Below are 18,642 nucleotides of genomic sequence, written 5' to 3'. Positions count from 1 at the left end.
GCGGCATGAGTACGTCGTCGGAGCGGGCCCGCGAGCTGCTCGCCGAGTTCCCCGTCGTCGACGGGCACAACGACCTGCCGTGGGCGCTGCGCGAGCAGGTCACCTACGACATCGACGCCCGGGACATCGCCGCCGACCAGAGCGCGCACCTGCACACCGACCTGGCGCGGCTGCGGGCCGGTGGCGTGGGCGCGCAGTTCTGGTCGGTGTACGTCCGTACGGATCTGACGGGTGACGCGGCGGTCAGCGCCACGCTCGAACAGATCGACTGCGTCGACCAGTTGATCGCGCGGTACCCGGATGATCTGCGCGAGGCGCTGACGGCCGCCGACATGGAGGCGGCGCGGCGGGACGGGCGCATCGCCTCGCTCAAGGGCGCCGAGGGCGGCCACTCCATCAACAACTCCCTCGCCACGCTACGGGCGTTGTACGCGCTCGGCGTGCGCTACATGACCCTCACCCACAACGACAACATCGCGTGGGCGGACTCCGCGACGGACGAGCCCGGGGTCGGCGGCCTGTCGGCCTTCGGCCGCGAGGTGGTCCGGGAGATGAACCGCGAGGGCATGCTCGTCGATCTGTCGCACGTCGCGGCGACGACGATGCGCGCCGCGCTGGACGTCACCGAGGCGCCGGTGATCTTCTCGCACTCCTCGTCGCGGGCCGTCTGCGACCACCCGCGCAACATCCCGGACGACGTCCTGGAGCGGCTGCCCGGCAACGGGGGAGTGGCGATGGCGACCTTCGTGCCGAAGTTCGTCCTGCAGGCGGCGGTCGACTGGACCGCGGCCGCCGACGAGAACCTGCGCGCGCACGGTTTCCACCACCTGGACTCGTCCCCGGCGGCGATGAAGCTGCACCGCGCGTTCGAGGAGACGAACCCGCGCCCGGTCGCGACGGTGTCCACGGTCGCCGACCACCTCGACCACATGCGCGAGGTCGCCGGCGTCGATCACATCGGCATCGGCGGCGACTACGACGGCACGGCGTTCACCCCGGACGGCCTGAACGACGTCTCGGGCTACCCGAACCTGATCGCCGAACTCCTGGACCGCGGCTGGTCGAACGACGACCTGTCGAAACTGACGTGGCGCAACGCCGTCCGTGTCCTGGGCGCCGCCGAATCCGTCTCCCGGGACCTCCAGTCCCGCCGCGGCCCGTCGAACGCGACGCTGACCCAACTCGACGGCTAGGTCTGCCGCCCCGCCCGCCTCCCGCCTTGGGCAATCTGCCGCCTGGGGCGGCAGGGTGGGCAAGGCGGCACCCCGGCGCGGGGTGAGCGCTTCAGGGGGCGGTCACCTCGGCGCCGTTCGCGGGTGCGCCCCGGTGGGGCTTCTCGCGCAGTTCCCCGCGCCCCTTACGGGGCTGGTCGCGCCCCGCGCCGGAGGCGCTGATGTGCACAGCCCCGCGCCCCGCGCCGGAGGCGCTGATGTGTACAGCTCCGCGCCCCTTACGGGGCTGACAAGCAGCCCGCGATTCAGAGCGCGGGGGCACCCCGTTTGGCCGAGCCCGTCGAGCCCCGCAGGGCACCGCGTGGGACGGTGGATCGAACGCCGTCCCACCGTTTACCGGAGCCTGCCATGGCAGACCTACAGGGCGAAGTCACCGCCCCCGCAGAGGCGGGCGAGCTCGACCAGCCCGCTCCCACCCACTCCGTCCCCGTCCCCGCACCCGCCCCCGACCCCCACACCCTCCTGGCCCGGCACCCCGTGGCCGACGGATACTCCGGCCTGCCGGAGACCCTGCGGACCCGGCCCTGGCACGACCTCGAACTGGGGGAGACCTCGGTCGAGAGCGACCTGCCACGCCTGCGCGCAGGCGGCACCGGCGCCCTGCTCTGGGCCCTCGACGCGACCGAGGGCCGCCCGCTCACGGCGGCCCTGGAACAGATCGACCTGATCAACAACGTCGTCGCCCGCTACCCGGAGGGCCTGCGCCTGGCCCGCTCCGCGTCGGAGACCGCCGACGCCCGCGCCCACGGCCGCATCGCCGTCGTCATCGGCCCGGCCCCGGCCGCCGCCACCGGCGACTCCCTGGGCACCCTGCGCGCCCTGCATACCCTCGGCCTGCGCGCACTGACCCTCGCGGGCGCCTCCTGGGCGGAGTGCGAGCAGGGCCTGACCCGGTTCGGCGAAGAAGTCGTACGGGAGATGAACCGGCTCGGCATGCTCGTCGACCTGACCGGCGCCGCCCGGGCGACCGCGGCCCGCACCCTCGCCGTGTCCAAGGCCCCCGCGCTGTTCACCCGCTCCGGTGCCCGCGCCCTCAACCACCATCCGGACAACGTCCCGGACGACCTGCTCGCAGAACTCGGTGGGCGCAAGGGCCTGTGTCTGGTGCCCTGTTCGGCCGCGCGCACCGGCCCCGAGCTGCGGGACGTCGCCGACCACCTCGACCACGTACGCGAGGTGGCGGGCCCCGAGTCGGTCGGCCTGTCCGGGATGTACGACACCGGGGACGCGCACCCCGAGGGCCTCGCCGACGCCGCCGGCTACCCGGCGCTGATCGCGGAGCTGCAGAGCCGCGGCTGGCCCGAGGACCATCTCGCCCTGCTCACCTGGGGCAACGTCCAACGGGTGCTGCGCGTCGCGGAGTTCACCGCCCGGGCCGCCCGGCAGCGCAGAGGTCCGTCGACGGCGCGGCCCTGACGGCCGGTCAGCAGGCGCACAGGCAGAAGGGGTGTCCCACCGGGTCGGCGTAGACCCGCCAGGACCGGTCCTTGTCCTCGTTGTCCAGGACCGTGGCGCCGAGCGCCAGGATCTCCTTCTCCGCGGCGTCCAGGTCGTCGACCCGCACATCGAGGTGGAACTGCTGCGCGCCGTTCGGCGAGGGCCAGGGCGGCGCCACGTATCCCGGCGCCTCCTGGAAGGCGAGTGCGGGGCCGCCCGGGATCTCCAGGTCGACCCAGTCGCTCTCGTCGGGGCTCACGCTGGGGGTGCCGCCGAGCACCGCCGCGTAGAACTCCGCGAGGGCGAGCGGCTGGGGACAGTCCAGGACGGTGGCGCCGAACCGCGCGATGGCCATGACTCCTCCAAGGAGTTACCGATAGAACCGCTGAAGGGGTAACGCTGTCGTTACCGCATCCTCCCCCATCGGGGGTAACGTCGCAACCATGAACGACCGTGAACCCGCGCCCGGTGCCCTGGCCCTCGTGGCCGCGCTGGTGAACACGCTGAACACCGAGGCGGGCACGGACGCGCTGGACACGCCGGAGGGCCGCGCGCCCTTCGGCGTCGCGGCGGCCGACGCGCCCGCCGCCCGCGAGCTGCGCGAATCCCTGCGCGCGGCGTGCCTGGCCCACGCCGGACATCCCCCGCACCGTGAAGTGACGCCGCTGGACGAGCTGTTGGCGCGGGCGCCGCTGCGGGTGGCGGTCGACGCGGACGACGGCTCGGCACGCCTCGTCCCGGTCGACGAGGACGCCCTCGCCTCCCGGGTGGCCGCCGCCATCGCGGAGGCCGACGCGGCCGGCACCTGGTCCCGCCTCAAGGCGTGCGAGGCCGACGACTGCCACTGGGTGTACTACGACCGCAGCCCCGCGGGCCGCGGCCGCTGGTGCGACATGGCGGTCTGCGGGGCCCGGGCGAAGATGCGCCGCTATCGCGCGAGGAGTCAGCGCTGAGCGGCGGCCCGTAGGTCAGGCGGCGGGACGGCCCATCGCGCGGAACGTCCAGCCGGCCGCGCGCCACAGCGCGGAGTCCAGCGCGTTGCGCCCGTCGAGGATCAGGCGGTTCGAGGCGACGGCGCCCAGCTCCGCCGGGTCCAGGTCGCGGAACTCGCGCCACTCGGTGAGGTGCAGCACGACATCGGCGCCGCGCACCGCGTCGAGGGCCGTCTCGGCGTACCCGAGGGTCGGGAAGAGACGGCGCGCGTTGTCCATGCCCTTGGGGTCGTAGACGGTCACCTGGCCGCCCTGGAGGTGGATCTGCCCGGCGACGTTCAGCGCGGGCGAGTCCCGGACGTCGTCCGAGTCGGGCTTGAAGGTCGCGCCGAGCACGGCGACCCGCTTGCCGAGGAAGGGGCCGCCGCCGAGCGCCTCGCGGGCCATCTCGACCATCGCCCCGCGCCGCCGCATGTTGATGGAGTCGATCTCGCGCAGGAAGGTGAGCGCCTGGTCGGCGCCCAGCTCACCGGCGCGCGCCATGAACGCCCGGATGTCCTTGGGCAGACAGCCGCCGCCGAAGCCGATGCCGGCCCGCAGGAACTTGCGGCCGATCCGCTCGTCGTAGCCGATCGCCTCGGCCAGCTTCACGACGTCGCCGCCCGCGGCCTCGCACACCTCGGCCATGGCGTTGATGAAGGAGATCTTGGTGGCCAGGAAGGAGTTCGCGGCGGTCTTCACCAGCTCGGCGGTGGGGAAGTCGGTGACGACGAACGGGGTGCCTTCCGCGAGCGGCCCCGCGTACACGTCGCGCAGCAGCTTCTCCGCCCGCTCGCTGGTCACTCCGACCACGATCCGGTCCGGGTGCAGGGTGTCCTTGACGGCGAAGCCCTCGCGCAGGAACTCCGGGTTCCAGGCCAGCTCGACGCCCTCGGGCAGCAGCTCGGCGAGGCGCGCGGCCGAGCCGACCGGCACCGTCGACTTGCCGACGACCAGGGCGCCCGCGCGCAGGTGCGGGGCGAGCGCGGCGAAGGCGGAGTCGACGTAGCTCATGTCGCAGGCGTACTCGCCGTGCTTCTGCGGGGTGTTCACGCACACGAAGTGCACATCGCCGAAGTCACCGGCCTCCGCGAAGTCCATGGTGAAGCGCAGCCGCCCGCTGGACCCCTCGATCCCGGCGACGTGCTTGCGCAGGATCTCCTCCAGACCGGGCTCGTACATGGGGACCTCGCCCCGCGTGAGCATCTCGATCTTCTCGGGCACCACGTCAAGGCCAAGCACCTCGAAGCCGAGCTCGGCCATGGCCGCGGCGTGGGTGGCGCCGAGGTAGCCGGTGCCGATCACGGTGATCTTGGGGGCCATGCGGTGCTCCAGAGGTCTGGGGGCTGATCTGCGCTGCCTGAGCATAGTCGGGCGTGCCGGAGCTGCTCACGGGGCACATTCCCGCTGTCGTATAGCTCACGTATCGCCTGCGTGGGCAGACACCTAAAATTCGGGTTACTTAACAGTAATTAGCGTCGCTTGGAGCGTGAGAACCTTGGCCGGATCGGCTGATTTCGACCTCTACCGCCCGTCCGAGGAGCACGACATGCTCCGCGACACCGTCCGCGCGCTGGCCGAGGCGAAGATCGCCCCGCACGCGGCCGCGGTCGACGAGGAGGCCCGCTTCCCGCAGGAGGCGCTGGACGCGCTCGTCGCGGCCGACCTCGCGGCCGTGCACGTACCGGAGGAGTACGGCGGCGCCGGCGCCGACGCGCTCGCCACGGTCATCGTCATCGAGGAGGTCGCCCGCGCCTGCGTCTCGTCCTCCCTCATCCCGGCCGTGAACAAGCTGGGCTCGCTCCCGGTCATCCTCTCCGGCTCCGAGGAGCTGAAGAAGAAGTACCTGGGCCCGCTCGCCAAGGGCGACGGGATGTTCTCGTACTGCCTGAGCGAGCCGGACGCTGGTTCCGACGCGGCGGGCATGAAGACCCGCGCGGTCCGCGACGGCGACGACTGGGTGCTCAACGGCGTGAAGCGCTGGATCACCAACGCCGGCGTCTCCGAGTACTACACGGTCATGGCGGTCACCGACCCCGAGAAGCGCTCGAAGGGCATCTCGGCCTTCGTCGTGGAGAAGTCGGACGAGGGTGTCTCCTTCGGCGCCCCGGAGAAGAAGCTCGGCATCAAGGGCTCGCCGACCCGCGAGGTCTACCTCGACAACGTTCGCATCCCCGCCGACCGCATGATCGGCGCCGAGGGCACCGGCTTCGCCACGGCGATGAAGACCCTCGACCACACCCGCATCACGATCGCCGCCCAGGCGCTCGGTGTCGCGCAGGGCGCCCTCGACTACGCCAAGGGCTACGTCCAGGAGCGCAAGCAGTTCGGCAAGGCCATCGCCGACTTCCAGGGCATCCAGTTCATGCTCGCCGACATGGCCATGAAGATCTCCGCCGCCCGCGCCCTGACCTACCAGGCCGCGGCCGCCTCCGAGCGCGGCGACGCCGATCTGACCTACCTGGGCGCGGCCGCCAAGTGCTTCGCCTCGGACACGGCGATGGCGGTCACGACGGACGCCGTCCAGCTGCTCGGCGGCTACGGCTACACCCGTGACTACCCGGTCGAGCGCATGATGCGCGACGCCAAGATCACCCAGATCTACGAGGGCACGAACCAGGTCCAGCGCATCGTCATGGCGCGCAACCTGCCGTAACCACGCGTACGTACGTGAAGGGGCCCCGCCGATGACCGGCGGGGCCCCTTCACACGTACAGGACGGTACTAATTGCCCGTCACGGTGACCTTCTCGTCGTTGTTGAACTGCTCGACGAGCTGCTTGACCTTGGCCTTGTCCCACAGCAGGTTGCCGCCGGTGCTGCCCGCCGTCGGCATGTTCATGGACTTGCCGTCACCGCCGGAGACGGACTTCATGGCCATGAACATCGAGCCCAGGTTCCACAGGCTCATGTCCTTGTCGACGACGAGCGAGTCCAGGCCCGCGCCCAGCGTCGGGTAGAGCCGGAACGGGTTCATGACGGTGCTCGGCGAGGCCACCTTGTGGGCGAGCGCGGCCAGGAACGCCTGCTGGTTCTTGGTGCGCTGGAGGTCGGACGCGGCGAAGGCGTGCCGGGTGCGGACGTAGGCGAGGGCCTGCTGTCCGTCGAGGGTCTGCTTCCCGGCCTTGAAGTCGGCGCCGGACCACTTGTCCTTGAAGCCTTCCTTCAGGTTCATCTCGACCCCGCCGACCGCGTCGACGATGCCCGCGAAGCCGCCGAAGCCGATCTCCGCGTAGTGGTCGATGTGCAGCCCGGTGTTGTACTCGACGGTGCGCACCAGCAGCTCGGGGCCGTCCTCCGCGTACGCGGCGTTCAGCTTCGTCTGGCGGCCCGTGTTCGGGTAGAGCTTGCCGGACTCGGCGCCCTTGAAGCTCGGGATCGTGACGTTCGAGTCGCGGGGGAGGGAGACGAGCGTGTCCCCGTTGCTCCCCGTGTGCAGGATCATCATCGTGTCCGTGCGCTTGCCCTCGGCGGAGCCGGTGTGCAGCTTCTTCTTCTCCTCGGCGGACATGCCCTCACGGCTGTCGGTGCCGACGATCAGGTAGTTCGTGCCGTCGCCCGCGTCGGGCCGGTCGATCACCTTGGACAGGTCGACGTCGCGGTTCAGCTTGGAGTCGGCCCAGAAGTAGGTGACGACGCTGGTCACCACGAGCACCGTGACCAGCGTGATCGCCGTCCACTTGATGCGCTTGCGCCAGTTCGGGGTGCGCGCCGGGCGGCCGGTCGGCGGCCCGTACCCGTCACCGCCGCCCCCGCCCGCGCGGCTGGGCTGCCCGTAGACCTGCCCGGTGTTGTAGCCGCTGTCGTAGCCGTCGCCCTGGTTGTTGCCGTACCCGTCGTCGTACGCGGGCGGCTGCTGCTGGGGCGGCACCTGCCCCCGCTGCACCTGCCGCATGACGCGGGCTCCCTCGGGGCGTGCGCTGCCGCTGCCACGGCCGTATCCGCCGCGGCCGCCGCCGCTCTGCCTGTCGCTCCGCCCGTCGGGCCAATCGCTCATGGGAACAGTGTGCAGTGAGCCGCTGTGTGCCCCACAAGAGCGTGTGAGAAATCGGACCAGGGCTGTTGCAGACCTGACACATAGGCGGCCGGCCCGGTCGGCGGGCCATACAGTTGAACCATGACTGATCACGCCATATCGCCTGGAGCGGCCCCGGAGGACACCCTTCCCGGCAAGCCGGTCTCGGCCTCCCGCACGACGCTGAGCCACATCATGACGGCCGCCGAGACCAATCTCCTCGGCACCGTCCACGGTGGCGTGATCATGAAACTCGTCGACGACGTCGCGGGCGCCGTCGCCGGCCGTCACTCGGGCGGTCCCGCCGTCACCGCCTCCATGGACGAGATGGTCTTCATGGAGCCGGTCCGCGTCGGCGACCTCGTGCACGTCCGCGCCCAGGTCAACTGGACGGGCCGTACGTCCATGGAGATCGGCGTCCGCGTCCTGGCCGAGCGCTGGAACGAGTCGACGCCGCCCACCCGCGTCGGCTCCGCCTACCTGGTCTTCGCCGCGGTCGACGCCGACGGCAAGCCCCGCCCGGTCCCTCCGGTGGAGATGGAGACGGAGAAGGACCGCCGCCGCAACCAGGAGGCCCAGATCCGCCGCCAGCACCGCCTGGCCCGCCGCAGGGCGATCAAGGAACTACGGGAGAAGCGCATCGCAGAGGGCCTGAACGACGACCTGTAGTAAATGGAGCCCCTCCGGCGCTTGAGGAGCGGGGTCCGGGGCGGAGCCCCGCGACCCGCACCTCATCCGGCCGTCAGGAACAAGAGACCTCGTCCCCGGTAACGGCCCCGAACTCCCCCTCGGACGCATCCTCGGCCCGCACAGCCCGAACCCCCCGATAATCGTCCCCGGCCAGCACCTTGAGCACGGCCCCCTGACCGTTGACGACCTGCATCCGGGCCCCCGGCAACGCGGCGGCCAGCGACTTGGCGGACCGGTCCCAGCGCGGGTCGTACAGCACCGTGGTGTGCACGCCGGTGCGACGGTCGGCGTTGACCGGCGCCCCCGTCGTACGGAACCCGGTCCCCTTGAGCGCGGCGTCGGCCTTCTTCCCCAGCCCGGCCGTCATCGTCGCGTTCTCCACCTGTACGCGGATCTGCTGCGGCGCGACATCGACGACGGTCGCCTTCTTCTTCGCCCGGTGCGGCGCCAGCGGCTTGTCGTCGCGCAGCGCCTGGAACAGCTTCGCGGACTTCTTGTCGTCCCACTTCACGGTGGACCCGATGCCCTTGACCGGATAGCTGATGTCGCCGATCGGCACCGTCGTGAACTCCGACGACGAGGGCGAGAAGCCGCGCATCGCCCGAGCCAGCTCGACCATCTGATCGGAGCCGAAGCCCTTGTCGGCGCGGACCGAGCTGAGCAGCGTACGGGCCACGTCACGGAAACGGACCGGGTTGAGCAGCACCCCCGACGAGGTCGTCTTCGCGATGAGGGAGGCGAGGAAGCGCTGCTGGCGCTGCATCCGCCCGAGGTCGCCCGCGCCGTCCAGATGCCGGGCCCGTACGTACTGCAGGGCCTGCCCGCCGTCCAGGTCGTGGGTGCCGACGCCCAGGTCGAGACCGGTGTACGAGTCCTTGAGCGGGCGGGTGGTGCACACCTTGACGCCGCCCAGCTCGTCGACCGTCTTCATGAAGCTGGTGAAGTCGACCTCCAGATAGTGGTCGATCTTCACGTGCGTCATGTGCTCGACGGTGCGCACGGTGAGCTGCGGGCCGCCCTCCGCGTAGGCCGCGTTGATCTTCACCGGGTGCGCGTGGTGCTCGTCGCCGCTGTTCATGTCGGTGTGCGGCGGCATCTCCGCGTAGGAGTCGCGGGGGAGCGAGACGACGGAGGCGCGCTCGTGGTCGTCCGAGATGTGCACGATCATGATCGTGTCCGTGCAGTGGCAGGGCGAGCCGCCGAGCCGGTACTTCTGCCGCTCCTCCTCGGTGATCTTGTCGCGGCCGTCGGTCCCGACCAGCAGCACGTTCATGCCGTGCCCGGCGGCGGGACGGTTCTTCATGTCCTTGAAGGGGTCGATCCGCTGGATGCCGGTGTCCAGGCCGGTGACGAGCGCGTGCCCGATCCCGGCGGCGGCCAGCACCGACACCGAGAACGTGGTCGCCACCCGCATCGCCCACCGGGGCTTCCTCCTGCGCGGCGGCCGGACCGGACGACGGCCCTGTCCTGGCCGCGGTTGACGCTGCGGACGGGCGGGGGAGCGGGGCGGCGTGGGCACCGGGAAGCACCTCCGAGAAGGTGGGCGTAGGACGCGAGCACCGTAGGCCGATACGATCTGCGGCCCGCGGTAGTGAGGCGGGCGGCGCGCGCCGGTGTCCCCCATTAGCGGTAACGTGACGTCCGATGAACGCAACCGCCAACACTGCCGAGCAGCAGCTTCCGGCCGTCTCCGTGATCATGCCCATCCTCAACGAGGAGCGGCATCTTCGAGAGGCCGTCGAGGCGATCCTGGCGCAGGAGTACGACGGCCCGATGGAGGTCGTGCTCGCCCTCGGCCCGTCCGCCGACCGTACGGACGAGATCGCCGCGCAACTGGTCGCCGAAACCGCCTCCGCCGACAAGCGCGTCCACACGGTGCCGAACCCCACGGGCCGCACCCCCGCCGCGCTGAACGCCGCGATCAAGGCCTCCCGCCATCCGGTCGTGGTCCGCGTCGACGGCCATGCCGCGCTCTCCGCCGGGTACATCGCCACCGCCGTCCGCCTCCTGGAGGAGACCGGCGCGATGAACGTCGGCGGCATCATGCACGCCGAGGGCACCAACGCCTGGGAGCAGGCCGTCGCCGCCGCGATGACCTCGAAGATCGGTGTCGGCAACGCGGTGTTCCACACCGGCGGCCAGGCCCAGCGGGCCGACACGGTATACCTCGGCGTCTTCCGGCGTGAGGCGCTGGAGCAGCAGGGCGGGTACAACGAGGAGTTCATCCGCGCCCAGGACTGGGAGCTGAACTTCCGGATCCGCGAGGCCGGCGGGCTCATCTGGTTCTCGCCCGAGCTGAAGGTCTCGTACCGCCCGCGGCCCTCGGTGAAGGCGCTCGCCAAGCAGTACAAGGACTACGGCCGCTGGCGGCACGTCGTCGCCCGCTACCACTCGGGCTCCATCAATCTGCGCTACCTCGCCCCGCCGGCCGCCGTGTGCGCGATCGCCGCGGGCATCGTCGTGGGCGCCGCGCTCACCCCGTGGGGCTTCGTGATCCCCGCCGGCTACGTCGCGGCGATCGCGGCCGGTTCCGTGCCCGCGGGCAAGGGGCTGCCGCTCAAGGCACGCGCCCAGATCCCCGTCGCCCTCGCCACCATGCACATGACGTGGGGCTGGGGCTTCCTCACCAGCCCCAAGGCGCTGGCGAAGAAGGTCATCGCGTCGCGCCGCCCGGCGGTCCTCGCCGCGGGCTGACGGCTCGTCATACGACGTGAGGGGCGCGGGAGTTCATCTCCCGCGCCCCTCACGTCGTACAGGTCCTACCAGGTGTAGCCGGGCTCGACCTTCATGCACTTGGAGTCGTCCGCGCCGTTCTGCGTCTGCTCCTTGTCGAGCGCCTTGCTCGCGTCCTCGTCGCCGGCCGACTTCGGGTAGGCGTTCCCGGTCGTCCAGTCGGCGCCCACGGTCAGCGTCACCCCGGACACGTCCGTCGACTTCTTCACCGAACTCAGCGGAATCCCGAGGGACTTGGCGACCGCCTGGGCGTCACCCTCCAGATCGGACGACGGATAGCGCAGCACCGTCTTCTCCTCGGCGAGGGACTGCGACTGGTCCCGTACCGCCTTGGTGAAGCCCTTGGCCACGAGCGCCTGCGCCACCTGCGAGGCCCGGCCGGGCACCGGGGCGGTCGTCGCCGTACGGGTGCCGTTGAGCACCTGCACCGCGATCTTGTCGTCGGCCGCCGCCGGATCGTCGGAGGTCTCGTCCTGCGACTTCTTCTTCTTGTCCTTGCCGTCGAGCGAGACGTCGTCCTTGATCAGGCGCCACAGCGCGTCCGCGTCGTGCTCCTTCGGCGCCACCCGCGCGCCCACGTACACGAACGGCATCGTCGTCATCGTGATCCGGCTCGGATCGGGCTTCTTCAGCTCGTTGCTCAGGTCGTACAGCTTCTTGACCGTGTCGAGGCCGTCGTCGACATGAAGCGCCTTCGTCGCCTTCTCGGCGAGGGTGCGCAGCGCGTTGGGGTGGCTGAACGTCGCGTTCTTGCGCAGCTCACGCACCATCGAGCTCATGTACATGTGCTGCGCCTTGGCGCGCGCGATGTCGCTGCCGTCCTCGAAGCCGTGCCGGGTCCGCAGCCACGCGAGGGCCTGCTCGCCCTTGACGGACGTCGTGCCCTCCTTCAGCTTCAGGCCCGAGCCCTCACCGCGGCTGTTACGCGAGTAGACATTGGCGCTGACACAGACCGGCACACCGCCGACCGCGTCCGCCATCGACACCACACCGGAGAAGTCGACCATCATGAAGTGGTCGATGTGGATGCCGGTCATCTCCTCCCAGGTGGCGACCGTGCAGCCGGGACCGCCGCGCCCCAGCGAGGTGTTCACCATCTGCCGGGTGGCCGTCGCCTCGTAGACCTTGCCGTCCTCCGGGTCGGTGCACTTGGGCAGCCGGGCGAGGGTGTCGCGCGGCATGCTCACCACCGACATGTTGGTGCGGTCGGCCGACAGGTGCAGCAGCATCTGGACGTCAGCGAGCGGGGCGGCGCCGACGCTCGCCTTGGACCCGCCGAGCTTCAGGTTCTCCTTGCTGTTCCGGCTGTCGGAGCCGATCAGCAGGATGTTCAGCGGGGTCTGCCCCGCCGCGTTCGGCGTCGGCTTCGCGGCCTTGTGCTCGCCGATGTTGAGCTTGTCCGTCTTGATGTTGCTGTTCAGATGCCGGTACCAGAGATAGCCCGCGCCCGCCGTCGCGAGCACCAGGACCGCGAGCGTGCCCGCGGTCCAGCGCAGTATTCGAAAACCGCTGCGTTTCGTGCGGCCGCCCTTGTGCCGGTTGCCCCGCGGTCTTCGCTCGTCCGGTCCGGGAGCCGCGTCCCCGGTGTCCTGGTACAGGGACTCGTCCCAGCCAAGATCACCGGCGTGTGCCGCCGCCCCACCGCGGTCGCTCGGTCGTGAACGCTCCCCGCGCACACCACTTCGCCCCATGTCCTCCCCGCCCTCCCCGCCCCTGTGCCCATCTCCCGGCTGCCCCGCCGTCTCCTGGTTAGACAGCCGAAGGGCGGCCGAGGTTGGTCACGAGGCGCACACAGTCTTGTCCGCGGTCTGCTGCCCGTCGACCTTCGGCGCCTTCGCCGAGGCGCCGTCGATGGGCGTGCCCGCACCCTCGAAGTCCTGGCCGAGGACGAGGATGATCGCCGGCAGGCCCTGGTCGTTCTTCTCGCTCTTGCCGGGCTTCATCGCCGAGGCGGGCAGCCCCATGATGTCGGCGAGGCGCCGGGCCTGGTCGGCCTGGTCGGGCGCGTACTCCAGCGTCGTCGTCTTCTGCGTCGGCTTGTTGCCCAGCTGGCTGGACTTGGTGACGCCCTCGCTGTTCTGCAGCCAGGTGAGCGTCTCCTGAGCGGCGCCGGTCTTCTGGCTGCCGTTGTAGAGGTCGACGCGGACCTCGGACGCCTCCGACTTCGTGCCCTTCAGCTTCGCCGACTCGGCGGCCTTCTTCTTTTTCTTCGTCTCGGTCAGGGACACGTCGTTCTTGATGGCGTTGAAGACGGCGGGCGCCTGCGCCTCGTTGACCACGACCGTGGCCTTGACCTTCTCCGCCGGGTTGTCCAGGACCGGCGTGGTGACGAACGAGATGTTCTTCGTCGGGACCTTCTTCAGCTCAAGAGCTACGTCCTTGAGCTTGTTCAGCGTTCCTATGCCCTGGTCGACCGTGAGCGCTTTGGTCGCGGCCTCGGCCAGGCTCGTCAGCTTCGACGGGTTGGTGAGCGTGTCGCTGGAGCTCATCTTGCGGGCGAGCGAGCCGAGGAACTGCTGCTGCACCTTGATCCGGTCCAGGTCGCCCTGGTTGCCGAAGCTGTGCCGGGTGCGCAGGAAGGCGAGGGCCTGCTCGCCCTCGACGCTGGACGTGCCCGCCTTGAGCTTGAGGTGCGACTCCTTGTCGTCCACGTCCTTGCCGACACAGACGTCGACGCCGCCGACCGCGCTGGTCAGCGTCTTTACCGCGTTGAAGTCGACCATCATGAAGTGGTCCGGGGTGATGCCCGTGACCGCCTTCACCGTCTTCATGGTGCAGCCCGGGGTGCGGTCGTACTGCCCGAGGCTGGTGTTGAAGCGGACCTGGCTGGTGCCCGCGATCACCTTGCCGTCCTTGTCCGTGCAGTCCGGGATGTCCACGATGAGGTCGCGCGGGATGCTCAGCGCCGTCGCGTTCGACCGGTCCTTGGAGACGTGCAGCAGGATGTTGGTGTCGGCGTGGCCGACACTGCCCTTGTCGCCGTAGCCCTCGTTGCCCTTACCGGTGCGCTTGTCCGTACCGATGATGAGGACGTTGAACGCCTCGTCCTTGCTGAAGCTGTTCTTCGCCTCAGGGGTGTCGGTGACGGTCAGGTTGCCGTTGAGGTGCTCGTAGTAGAAGTAGGCGCCCGCCGCGGTGGCGAGCACGACGAAGGCCAGGCTGCCGCTCGTCCAGAGCAGGATCTTCTTGGCCTTCGGCTTCTTCTTCGGCTTCGAGCGGCGGCGGCCCGCGGCCTGTGTCGGCTGCTGCGGCTCGCGCCGCCTGCGCTGCGGGGGGACCTCCTGCTGCCCGCGCCGGGGTGCGCCGCGGCGGGGACCCGGCACGGCCGACTGCCCTCCGGAAGGAGTCAGTCGCAGTTCGTAATCGCCAGTCTGGGGATTGAGCACCCACTGGTCTGCGGGGTCGACATTGTTGTCAGCCCGCCCACGGCCTTGCGCGTCCACGGTTTTCTGCATCCTCCGTCGGGGCCACGCGGCGCCCCACCCCCCTACCAAGGGGGCGCCCGGTCAAGTCGGTAAGCAGTGCGCGACCCCGCCGACGAAGTATCGAGGCATGGCCGGGTGCACCGGATCGCTCACACTATCCGCCCAGTTCAGCGTCAAGCGACGACGGTGACAAATTCCACTCCCCTACAACTGGGCAATCCGGACCATTTCTTGAAACCTGTGAGGCTGCTGATGACTTGACCTTTACCCGCAGGCGTCCTGGGCCGCTGTGTTGCCCCGGAAAGTAGGGGCGGGGGAGGGGGAGGGTCCCCTGGCGCCGGGGCCGTGGGCGCCGGGCTTGCCGTCCTCGTAGTACTCCTCGCCGTCCCCGTCGTCCTCGTAGTACACGTCCTCGTCCGACATTCCGGACTCATCCGAACTGTCGTACTCCTGCTGGCTCTCGGCGCGCACGTCGGCGGGCGTCTCCTTCGAGACGACGACGGGGGCGTCGGTGCGGATCCGGGTGAACAGCCGGTCGGCGGCGGGCTGGACGAGCTGGTCGCGGTTGGCGTTGTAGACGTACGACTCCCGGGGCACGGTCAGGAACTGGATCCGGTCGGCCGGGATGTCACGCATCCCGCGCACGAGGTCGTAGAGCCCGCGCAGACTGGCGAGCCCCGGGTCGGTGGTCAGCGCGGAGGTGGCCGCGTCAAGCACCGGGTACAGCTTCGTCGGGTTCAGCAGCACCCCGTTGCTCTGCATCTTGGTGGCGAGCGCGCCGAGGAAGCGCTGCTGGCGGTCCATCCGGTCGGTGTCGCTGCCGTTGCCGAGGGTCTTGCGGGCGCGTACGTAGCCCAGCGCCTGCTCGCCGTCCAGGCGCTGCCGCCCGGCGGCCAGCTTCAGGTGGGCGTCCTTGTCGTCGATCGGCTTGTCCAGGCAGACCTCGACACCGTCCACGGCGTCGACCATGTTCTTGAAGCCCTGGAAGTCCACGACCATGTGGTGGTCGACCCGAACTCCCGTCATCTTCTCGACGGTTCGGATCGTGCAGGCCGAACCGCCCACCTCGAAGGCGTAGTTGAACATCGCGAACATCGGTTCGATCTGGGAGCCGTCGGAGGTGTGGCAGGCCGGTACGTCGACCATCAGATCGCGCGGGAAGGAGACGGCGGTGGCGCTCTTCCGGTCCGCGGCGACGTGCAGCAGGATCGTCGTGTCCGAGCGCTGGGTGCCGTCGTTGTGTCCGTACTTCCCGTTGTCGCCGGCCCGCGAGTCGGACCCGATGAGCAGCAGGTTCTGCGCCCCGTGGACCAGGACGGTGGGCCGCTCCTTGTCGTAGCGGGCCAGCTCGGTGGCGGCGTCCTCGTCCGCGGTGATGTTCCCGTCGAGCTTGTCGTACGCGACCCAGCCCGCACCGCCCGCCGCGAGCACCAGCAGCGCGACGGCGATCGCCGCGTTCCGCAGCCATCTCCTGCGCCGCCGCACCCGCCAGGCGCCGGTGGGCGACGCACCGGAACCGGGTCCGGTCGGCGGCGTGGCGGCAGAGTCGGTCACGTGCGGATCCCCCTCGGCGACGTAGAAGACATGGAACGCGTCTCTACGACCATGGACCCGTCGGCGGTGCGGGGCCGGGGGAGCTGAGCCGAACGGGCTACCTGACGGTCGCCGTGACCCTTTCACTCTCCACGCGCTTGGCCAGGGCCTCGTCGCCGAGCCGGTCGAGGTGGCGGCAGAGCACCACCGAACCGCCGGTCGCCAGCGGCGCGAACAGCCCGGCGGCGAGCCCCTGCCAGGTGTCGTACCCGAGCCCGGACAGCAGGCGCTCGCCGGGAGCGGTGGCCTCGGCGCGGGCCTTCGCCACGACCTCGGCGCCGGTGAACTCCTCCCCGCCGACGGCGAGCGCGATCTCCTCCGGGTCGACCGGGACGAAGGGGGCGAAGCGGTCGCCCTGTCCCGGCACCTCCACCGCGTAGTCCAGGAACCCCTCGGGCGGCTGCGGGAACCGTCCGCCCAGCGGCCGCAGCGCCAGCGCGACCCGCTCGCCGGAGCAGGCGCGCGCCGCTTCCAGGGTGTCGGGGCCGGTGACGACGAGGTCGGCGCGGGCCGGGTCGCCGCCGATGTCGGCGACGACGCCGACCTTCGAACAGGCGAGCAGCCACACCGCGGTCTGCCAGTGCGCGGGCAGCAGCACGGCGGCCCGGTCCCCGGGCTCGGCGCCCAGATCGCCCTGGAGCAGATTGGCGGTCTTGGCCACCCAGTTGGCCAGCGTGGCCACGGACAGCTCCACCCGCTCGCCGGTGGCGTCGTCGTAGAAGGTGACGAGGGGCCGCCCGGGATCCCCCCGCAACGCCTCGTCCAGCACCTGCCCAGCCGTCAACACAACATCATTCACACCCCCCACCCTAGGCCCCGCCCGATGCCGTCGTGCCGTGGGCGATCTGCCGCAGCCCCAAGCCTTAGGCAATCTGCCGTCCCCCCGCCCGCCCCAAGCCTTGGGCAATCTGCCGCCCGGGGCGGCAGGGTGGGCAAGGCGGCCCCCGGTGCGGGGTGAGCACCCATCAGGCCCGAGCCCCGGCGCCGGTGCACCAGCCCCGACGCCCCGTCACCCTCCCGCCCCGCCAACCCACTTCCGGCACCCATATGACCCAGCCCCGATAGCCGGATTAACCCACCTATGTCCACGATCGTACGCATGCGTGGTCTTCTTGCTTCCTCGATCGGCGTCACCTGCGCGGCCGCCCTCACCCTCCCTCTCACCCTGCCCACAGCCGCGCACGCGGCGAAGCCCGCGGCGCAGGAATCCGCGGTCCCGGGCACCACCCAGTCCCTCCCCCTCACCCCCCTGGCGACGCCCGGCGACAGCACCCGGTCGGCCGCGCCACAGCAGCAGCGACAGGAACAGGGCCTGCCCCGCCGCGACGTCCGCCCCTTCTCCCTCGTCGGCGTGGTCTGGGACAACCCGAACGCCCAGCTCCACGGCCAGGTCCAGGTCCGCACCCGCACCACGGGCACCTCCACCTGGTCCACCTGGCAGGACGTGGAGACCCACAGCGACGACGCCCCCGACCCCGACACGGCGGAGCACACGTCGAGCACGGTCCGCGGCGCTACGGCCCCGCTCTGGGTCGGCGACTCCGACGGCGTCGAGGTACGGGTCAAGGCCGAAGCGCCCCCGGCGGGATCCCGCGCGGCGGACCCGGGCGCCGAGCCGCTCCCCAGGGGCCTGCGCCTGGAACTCGTCGACCCCGGCGCGGAGCCGGCCGCCGGCGCCGAGGCCGACAGCCCCCGCGCCACAATCAGCGCGGAGACCGCCGCCGCCTCCGCCGTCAACGCCGACCTCGCCCCGCTCGGCGCGGCCGCCATCCCCGCCCTGACGAAGAAGGAGACGGAGGACGAGCTGATCTCGGCCCGCGGCGGCGACGCCGACGCGACCAAGGCCCGCCCCTACGTCGGCCCGCGCCCGCGGATCATCACGCGCAAGGGCTGGGGCGCCGACGAGAAGCTGCGCGAGCGCCAGTTCGGCTACACGAAGACGGTGAAGGCTGCCTTCGTCCACCACAGCGCCTCCGGCAACAACTACCGCTGCTCACAGGCCCCTTCCGTCATTCGCAGTATCTACCGCTACCACGTCAAGAGCAGCGGCTGGCGGGACATCGGCTACAACTTCCTCGTAGACAAGTGCGGAAACATCTACGAGGGTCGCGCCGGGGGCGTCACGAAACCGGTCATGGGTGCCCACACTCTCGGCTTCAACACCAACAGCACCGGCATCGCCGTCCTCGGCACCTTCGGCAGCTCCAACCCGCCGGCGGCCGCGGTGAACGCCATCGCACGCCTCACGGCCTGGAAACTCGGCCTCTACGGGGCGAACCCTCGTGGCACGACGTATCTGAAGTCGGGCGGTGGCAATCTGTACAAGAAGGGAAAGAATGTACGGCTGAAGGTGATCTCCGGTCACCGGGACGGGTTCGCAACCGAATGCCCGGGACGCCGTCTCTACAAGAAGCTCGGCACGGCCCGTAGCAGCTCGGCCCGTCTCCAGGGTCGCTGACGCCGGCTCCCGGGCTGCTCGAACGGTCTGCATACACTGGCCGGCCGAAAGACAGTTCGGCCGGCCCCAGCAGGAAGCAGAGACGACAG

15 protein-coding genes are annotated in these 18,642 nt (G+C 70.6%); 7 read left to right on the top strand and 8 right to left on the bottom strand.

Going from position 1 to position 18,642, the window contains the following annotated elements:
- Positions 1-5 precede the first annotated feature (5 nt).
- Both K377_RS25605 and K377_RS25600 read left to right on the top strand, forming a co-directional pair.
- A complete protein-coding gene (locus K377_RS25605) occupies positions 6-1,193 on the top strand; it encodes a dipeptidase (protein WP_111665871.1) in 1,188 nt (395 codons plus the stop codon).
- 387 nt (positions 1,194-1,580) lie between these two features.
- Positions 1,581-2,648 carry a membrane dipeptidase gene (locus tag K377_RS25600; RefSeq protein ID WP_111665870.1) on the top strand — a complete coding sequence of 356 codons (1,068 nt, stop codon included), beginning with the start codon at positions 1,581-1,583 and terminating at the stop codon, positions 2,646-2,648.
- A 7-nt stretch (positions 2,649-2,655) separates the two neighbouring features.
- Here the strand turns inward: K377_RS25600 and K377_RS25595 are convergent, their stop codons facing one another.
- Positions 2,656-3,024, bottom strand: a complete 369-nt coding sequence (locus K377_RS25595) for a VOC family protein (RefSeq protein WP_111665869.1) — start codon at positions 3,022-3,024, stop codon at positions 2,656-2,658.
- Between the two features lie 88 nt (positions 3,025-3,112).
- Here K377_RS25595 and K377_RS25590 point away from each other — a divergent pair, with 88 nt between their 5' ends.
- On the top strand, positions 3,113-3,622 hold the full coding sequence (locus K377_RS25590; RefSeq protein WP_111665868.1) for a CGNR zinc finger domain-containing protein: 510 nt from the start codon (positions 3,113-3,115) through the stop codon (positions 3,620-3,622).
- A 15-nt stretch (positions 3,623-3,637) separates the two neighbouring features.
- Here K377_RS25590 and K377_RS25585 read toward each other — a convergent pair whose 3' ends face one another.
- Entirely contained in the window at positions 3,638-4,963 is a 1,326-nt protein-coding gene (locus K377_RS25585; protein ID WP_111665867.1) for a UDP-glucose/GDP-mannose dehydrogenase family protein, read from the bottom strand.
- 175 nt (positions 4,964-5,138) lie between these two features.
- Here K377_RS25585 and K377_RS25580 point away from each other — a divergent pair, with 175 nt between their 5' ends.
- A complete protein-coding gene (locus tag K377_RS25580) occupies positions 5,139-6,296 on the top strand; it encodes an acyl-CoA dehydrogenase family protein (protein ID WP_111665866.1) in 1,158 nt (385 codons plus the stop codon).
- Positions 6,297-6,364: 68 nt separating this feature from the next.
- On the opposite strand, the gene K377_RS25575 is transcribed toward K377_RS25580, so the two are convergent.
- On the bottom strand, positions 6,365-7,636 hold the full coding sequence (locus K377_RS25575) for an LCP family protein (protein ID WP_111665865.1): 1,272 nt from the start codon (positions 7,634-7,636) through the stop codon (positions 6,365-6,367).
- A gap of 120 nt (positions 7,637-7,756) precedes the next feature.
- Here K377_RS25575 and K377_RS25570 point away from each other — a divergent pair, with 120 nt between their 5' ends.
- Positions 7,757-8,323: an acyl-CoA thioesterase gene (locus tag K377_RS25570; protein ID WP_111665864.1), complete on the top strand. Its 567-nt coding sequence runs from the start codon at positions 7,757-7,759 to the stop codon at positions 8,321-8,323.
- A 73-nt stretch (positions 8,324-8,396) separates the two neighbouring features.
- Here the strand turns inward: K377_RS25570 and K377_RS25565 are convergent, their stop codons facing one another.
- Entirely contained in the window at positions 8,397-9,758 is a 1,362-nt protein-coding gene (locus tag K377_RS25565) for an LCP family protein (RefSeq protein WP_111665863.1), read from the bottom strand.
- A 230-nt stretch (positions 9,759-9,988) separates the two neighbouring features.
- On the opposite strand from K377_RS25565, the gene K377_RS25560 reads away from it, so the two are divergent.
- A complete protein-coding gene (locus K377_RS25560; RefSeq protein ID WP_111665862.1) occupies positions 9,989-11,038 on the top strand; it encodes a glycosyltransferase family 2 protein in 1,050 nt (349 codons plus the stop codon).
- A gap of 65 nt (positions 11,039-11,103) precedes the next feature.
- On the opposite strand, the gene K377_RS25555 is transcribed toward K377_RS25560, so the two are convergent.
- From K377_RS25555 to K377_RS25540, 4 genes are all read right to left on the bottom strand, one after another.
- On the bottom strand, positions 11,104-12,768 hold the full coding sequence (locus K377_RS25555; protein WP_181512643.1) for an LCP family protein: 1,665 nt from the start codon (positions 12,766-12,768) through the stop codon (positions 11,104-11,106).
- Positions 12,769-12,855: 87 nt separating this feature from the next.
- A complete protein-coding gene (locus K377_RS25550; RefSeq protein WP_111665861.1) occupies positions 12,856-14,520 on the bottom strand; it encodes an LCP family protein in 1,665 nt (554 codons plus the stop codon).
- A gap of 246 nt (positions 14,521-14,766) precedes the next feature.
- Positions 14,767-16,056: an LCP family protein gene (locus K377_RS25545; RefSeq protein ID WP_111665860.1), complete on the bottom strand. Its 1,290-nt coding sequence runs from the start codon at positions 16,054-16,056 to the stop codon at positions 14,767-14,769.
- 97 nt (positions 16,057-16,153) lie between these two features.
- Positions 16,154-16,879, bottom strand: a complete 726-nt coding sequence (locus K377_RS25540) for a TIGR03089 family protein (protein WP_202455409.1) — start codon at positions 16,877-16,879, stop codon at positions 16,154-16,156.
- Between the two features lie 315 nt (positions 16,880-17,194).
- On the opposite strand from K377_RS25540, the gene K377_RS25535 reads away from it, so the two are divergent.
- Positions 17,195-18,553: a peptidoglycan recognition protein gene (locus tag K377_RS25535; RefSeq protein ID WP_237551688.1), complete on the top strand. Its 1,359-nt coding sequence runs from the start codon at positions 17,195-17,197 to the stop codon at positions 18,551-18,553.
- Positions 18,554-18,642: the final 89 nt, after the last annotated feature.

The organism is Streptomyces sp. PsTaAH-137, assembly GCF_003259365.1.
Taxonomy (GTDB): Bacteria; Actinomycetota; Actinomycetes; order Streptomycetales; family Streptomycetaceae; genus Streptomyces.
The sequence above is the reverse complement of the archived record's forward strand: the minus strand, read 5'-3'. Positions and strand labels throughout refer to the sequence as shown.

Bases quoted from the DNA above. Each gene is read 5' to 3' on its own strand.
- K377_RS25605 (WP_111665871.1), top strand. From the start codon at position 6: ATGAGTACGTCGTCGGAGCGGGCCCGCGAGCTGCTCGCCGAGTTCCCC.
- K377_RS25600 (WP_111665870.1), top strand. From the start codon at position 1,581: ATGGCAGACCTACAGGGCGAAGTCACCGCCCCCGCAGAGGCGGGCGAG.
- K377_RS25595 (WP_111665869.1), bottom strand. From the start codon at position 3,024: ATGGCCATCGCGCGGTTCGGCGCCACCGTCCTGGACTGTCCCCAGCCG.
- K377_RS25590 (WP_111665868.1), top strand. From the start codon at position 3,113: ATGAACGACCGTGAACCCGCGCCCGGTGCCCTGGCCCTCGTGGCCGCG.
- K377_RS25585 (WP_111665867.1), bottom strand. From the start codon at position 4,963: ATGGCCCCCAAGATCACCGTGATCGGCACCGGCTACCTCGGCGCCACC.
- K377_RS25575 (WP_111665865.1), bottom strand. From the start codon at position 7,636: ATGAGCGATTGGCCCGACGGGCGGAGCGACAGGCAGAGCGGCGGCGGC.
- K377_RS25570 (WP_111665864.1), top strand. From the start codon at position 7,757: ATGACTGATCACGCCATATCGCCTGGAGCGGCCCCGGAGGACACCCTT.
- K377_RS25565 (WP_111665863.1), bottom strand. From the start codon at position 9,758: ATGCGGGTGGCGACCACGTTCTCGGTGTCGGTGCTGGCCGCCGCCGGG.
- K377_RS25560 (WP_111665862.1), top strand. From the start codon at position 9,989: ATGAACGCAACCGCCAACACTGCCGAGCAGCAGCTTCCGGCCGTCTCC.
- K377_RS25555 (WP_181512643.1), bottom strand. From the start codon at position 12,768: ATGGGGCGAAGTGGTGTGCGCGGGGAGCGTTCACGACCGAGCGACCGC.
- K377_RS25535 (WP_237551688.1), top strand. From the start codon at position 17,195: ATGCGTGGTCTTCTTGCTTCCTCGATCGGCGTCACCTGCGCGGCCGCC.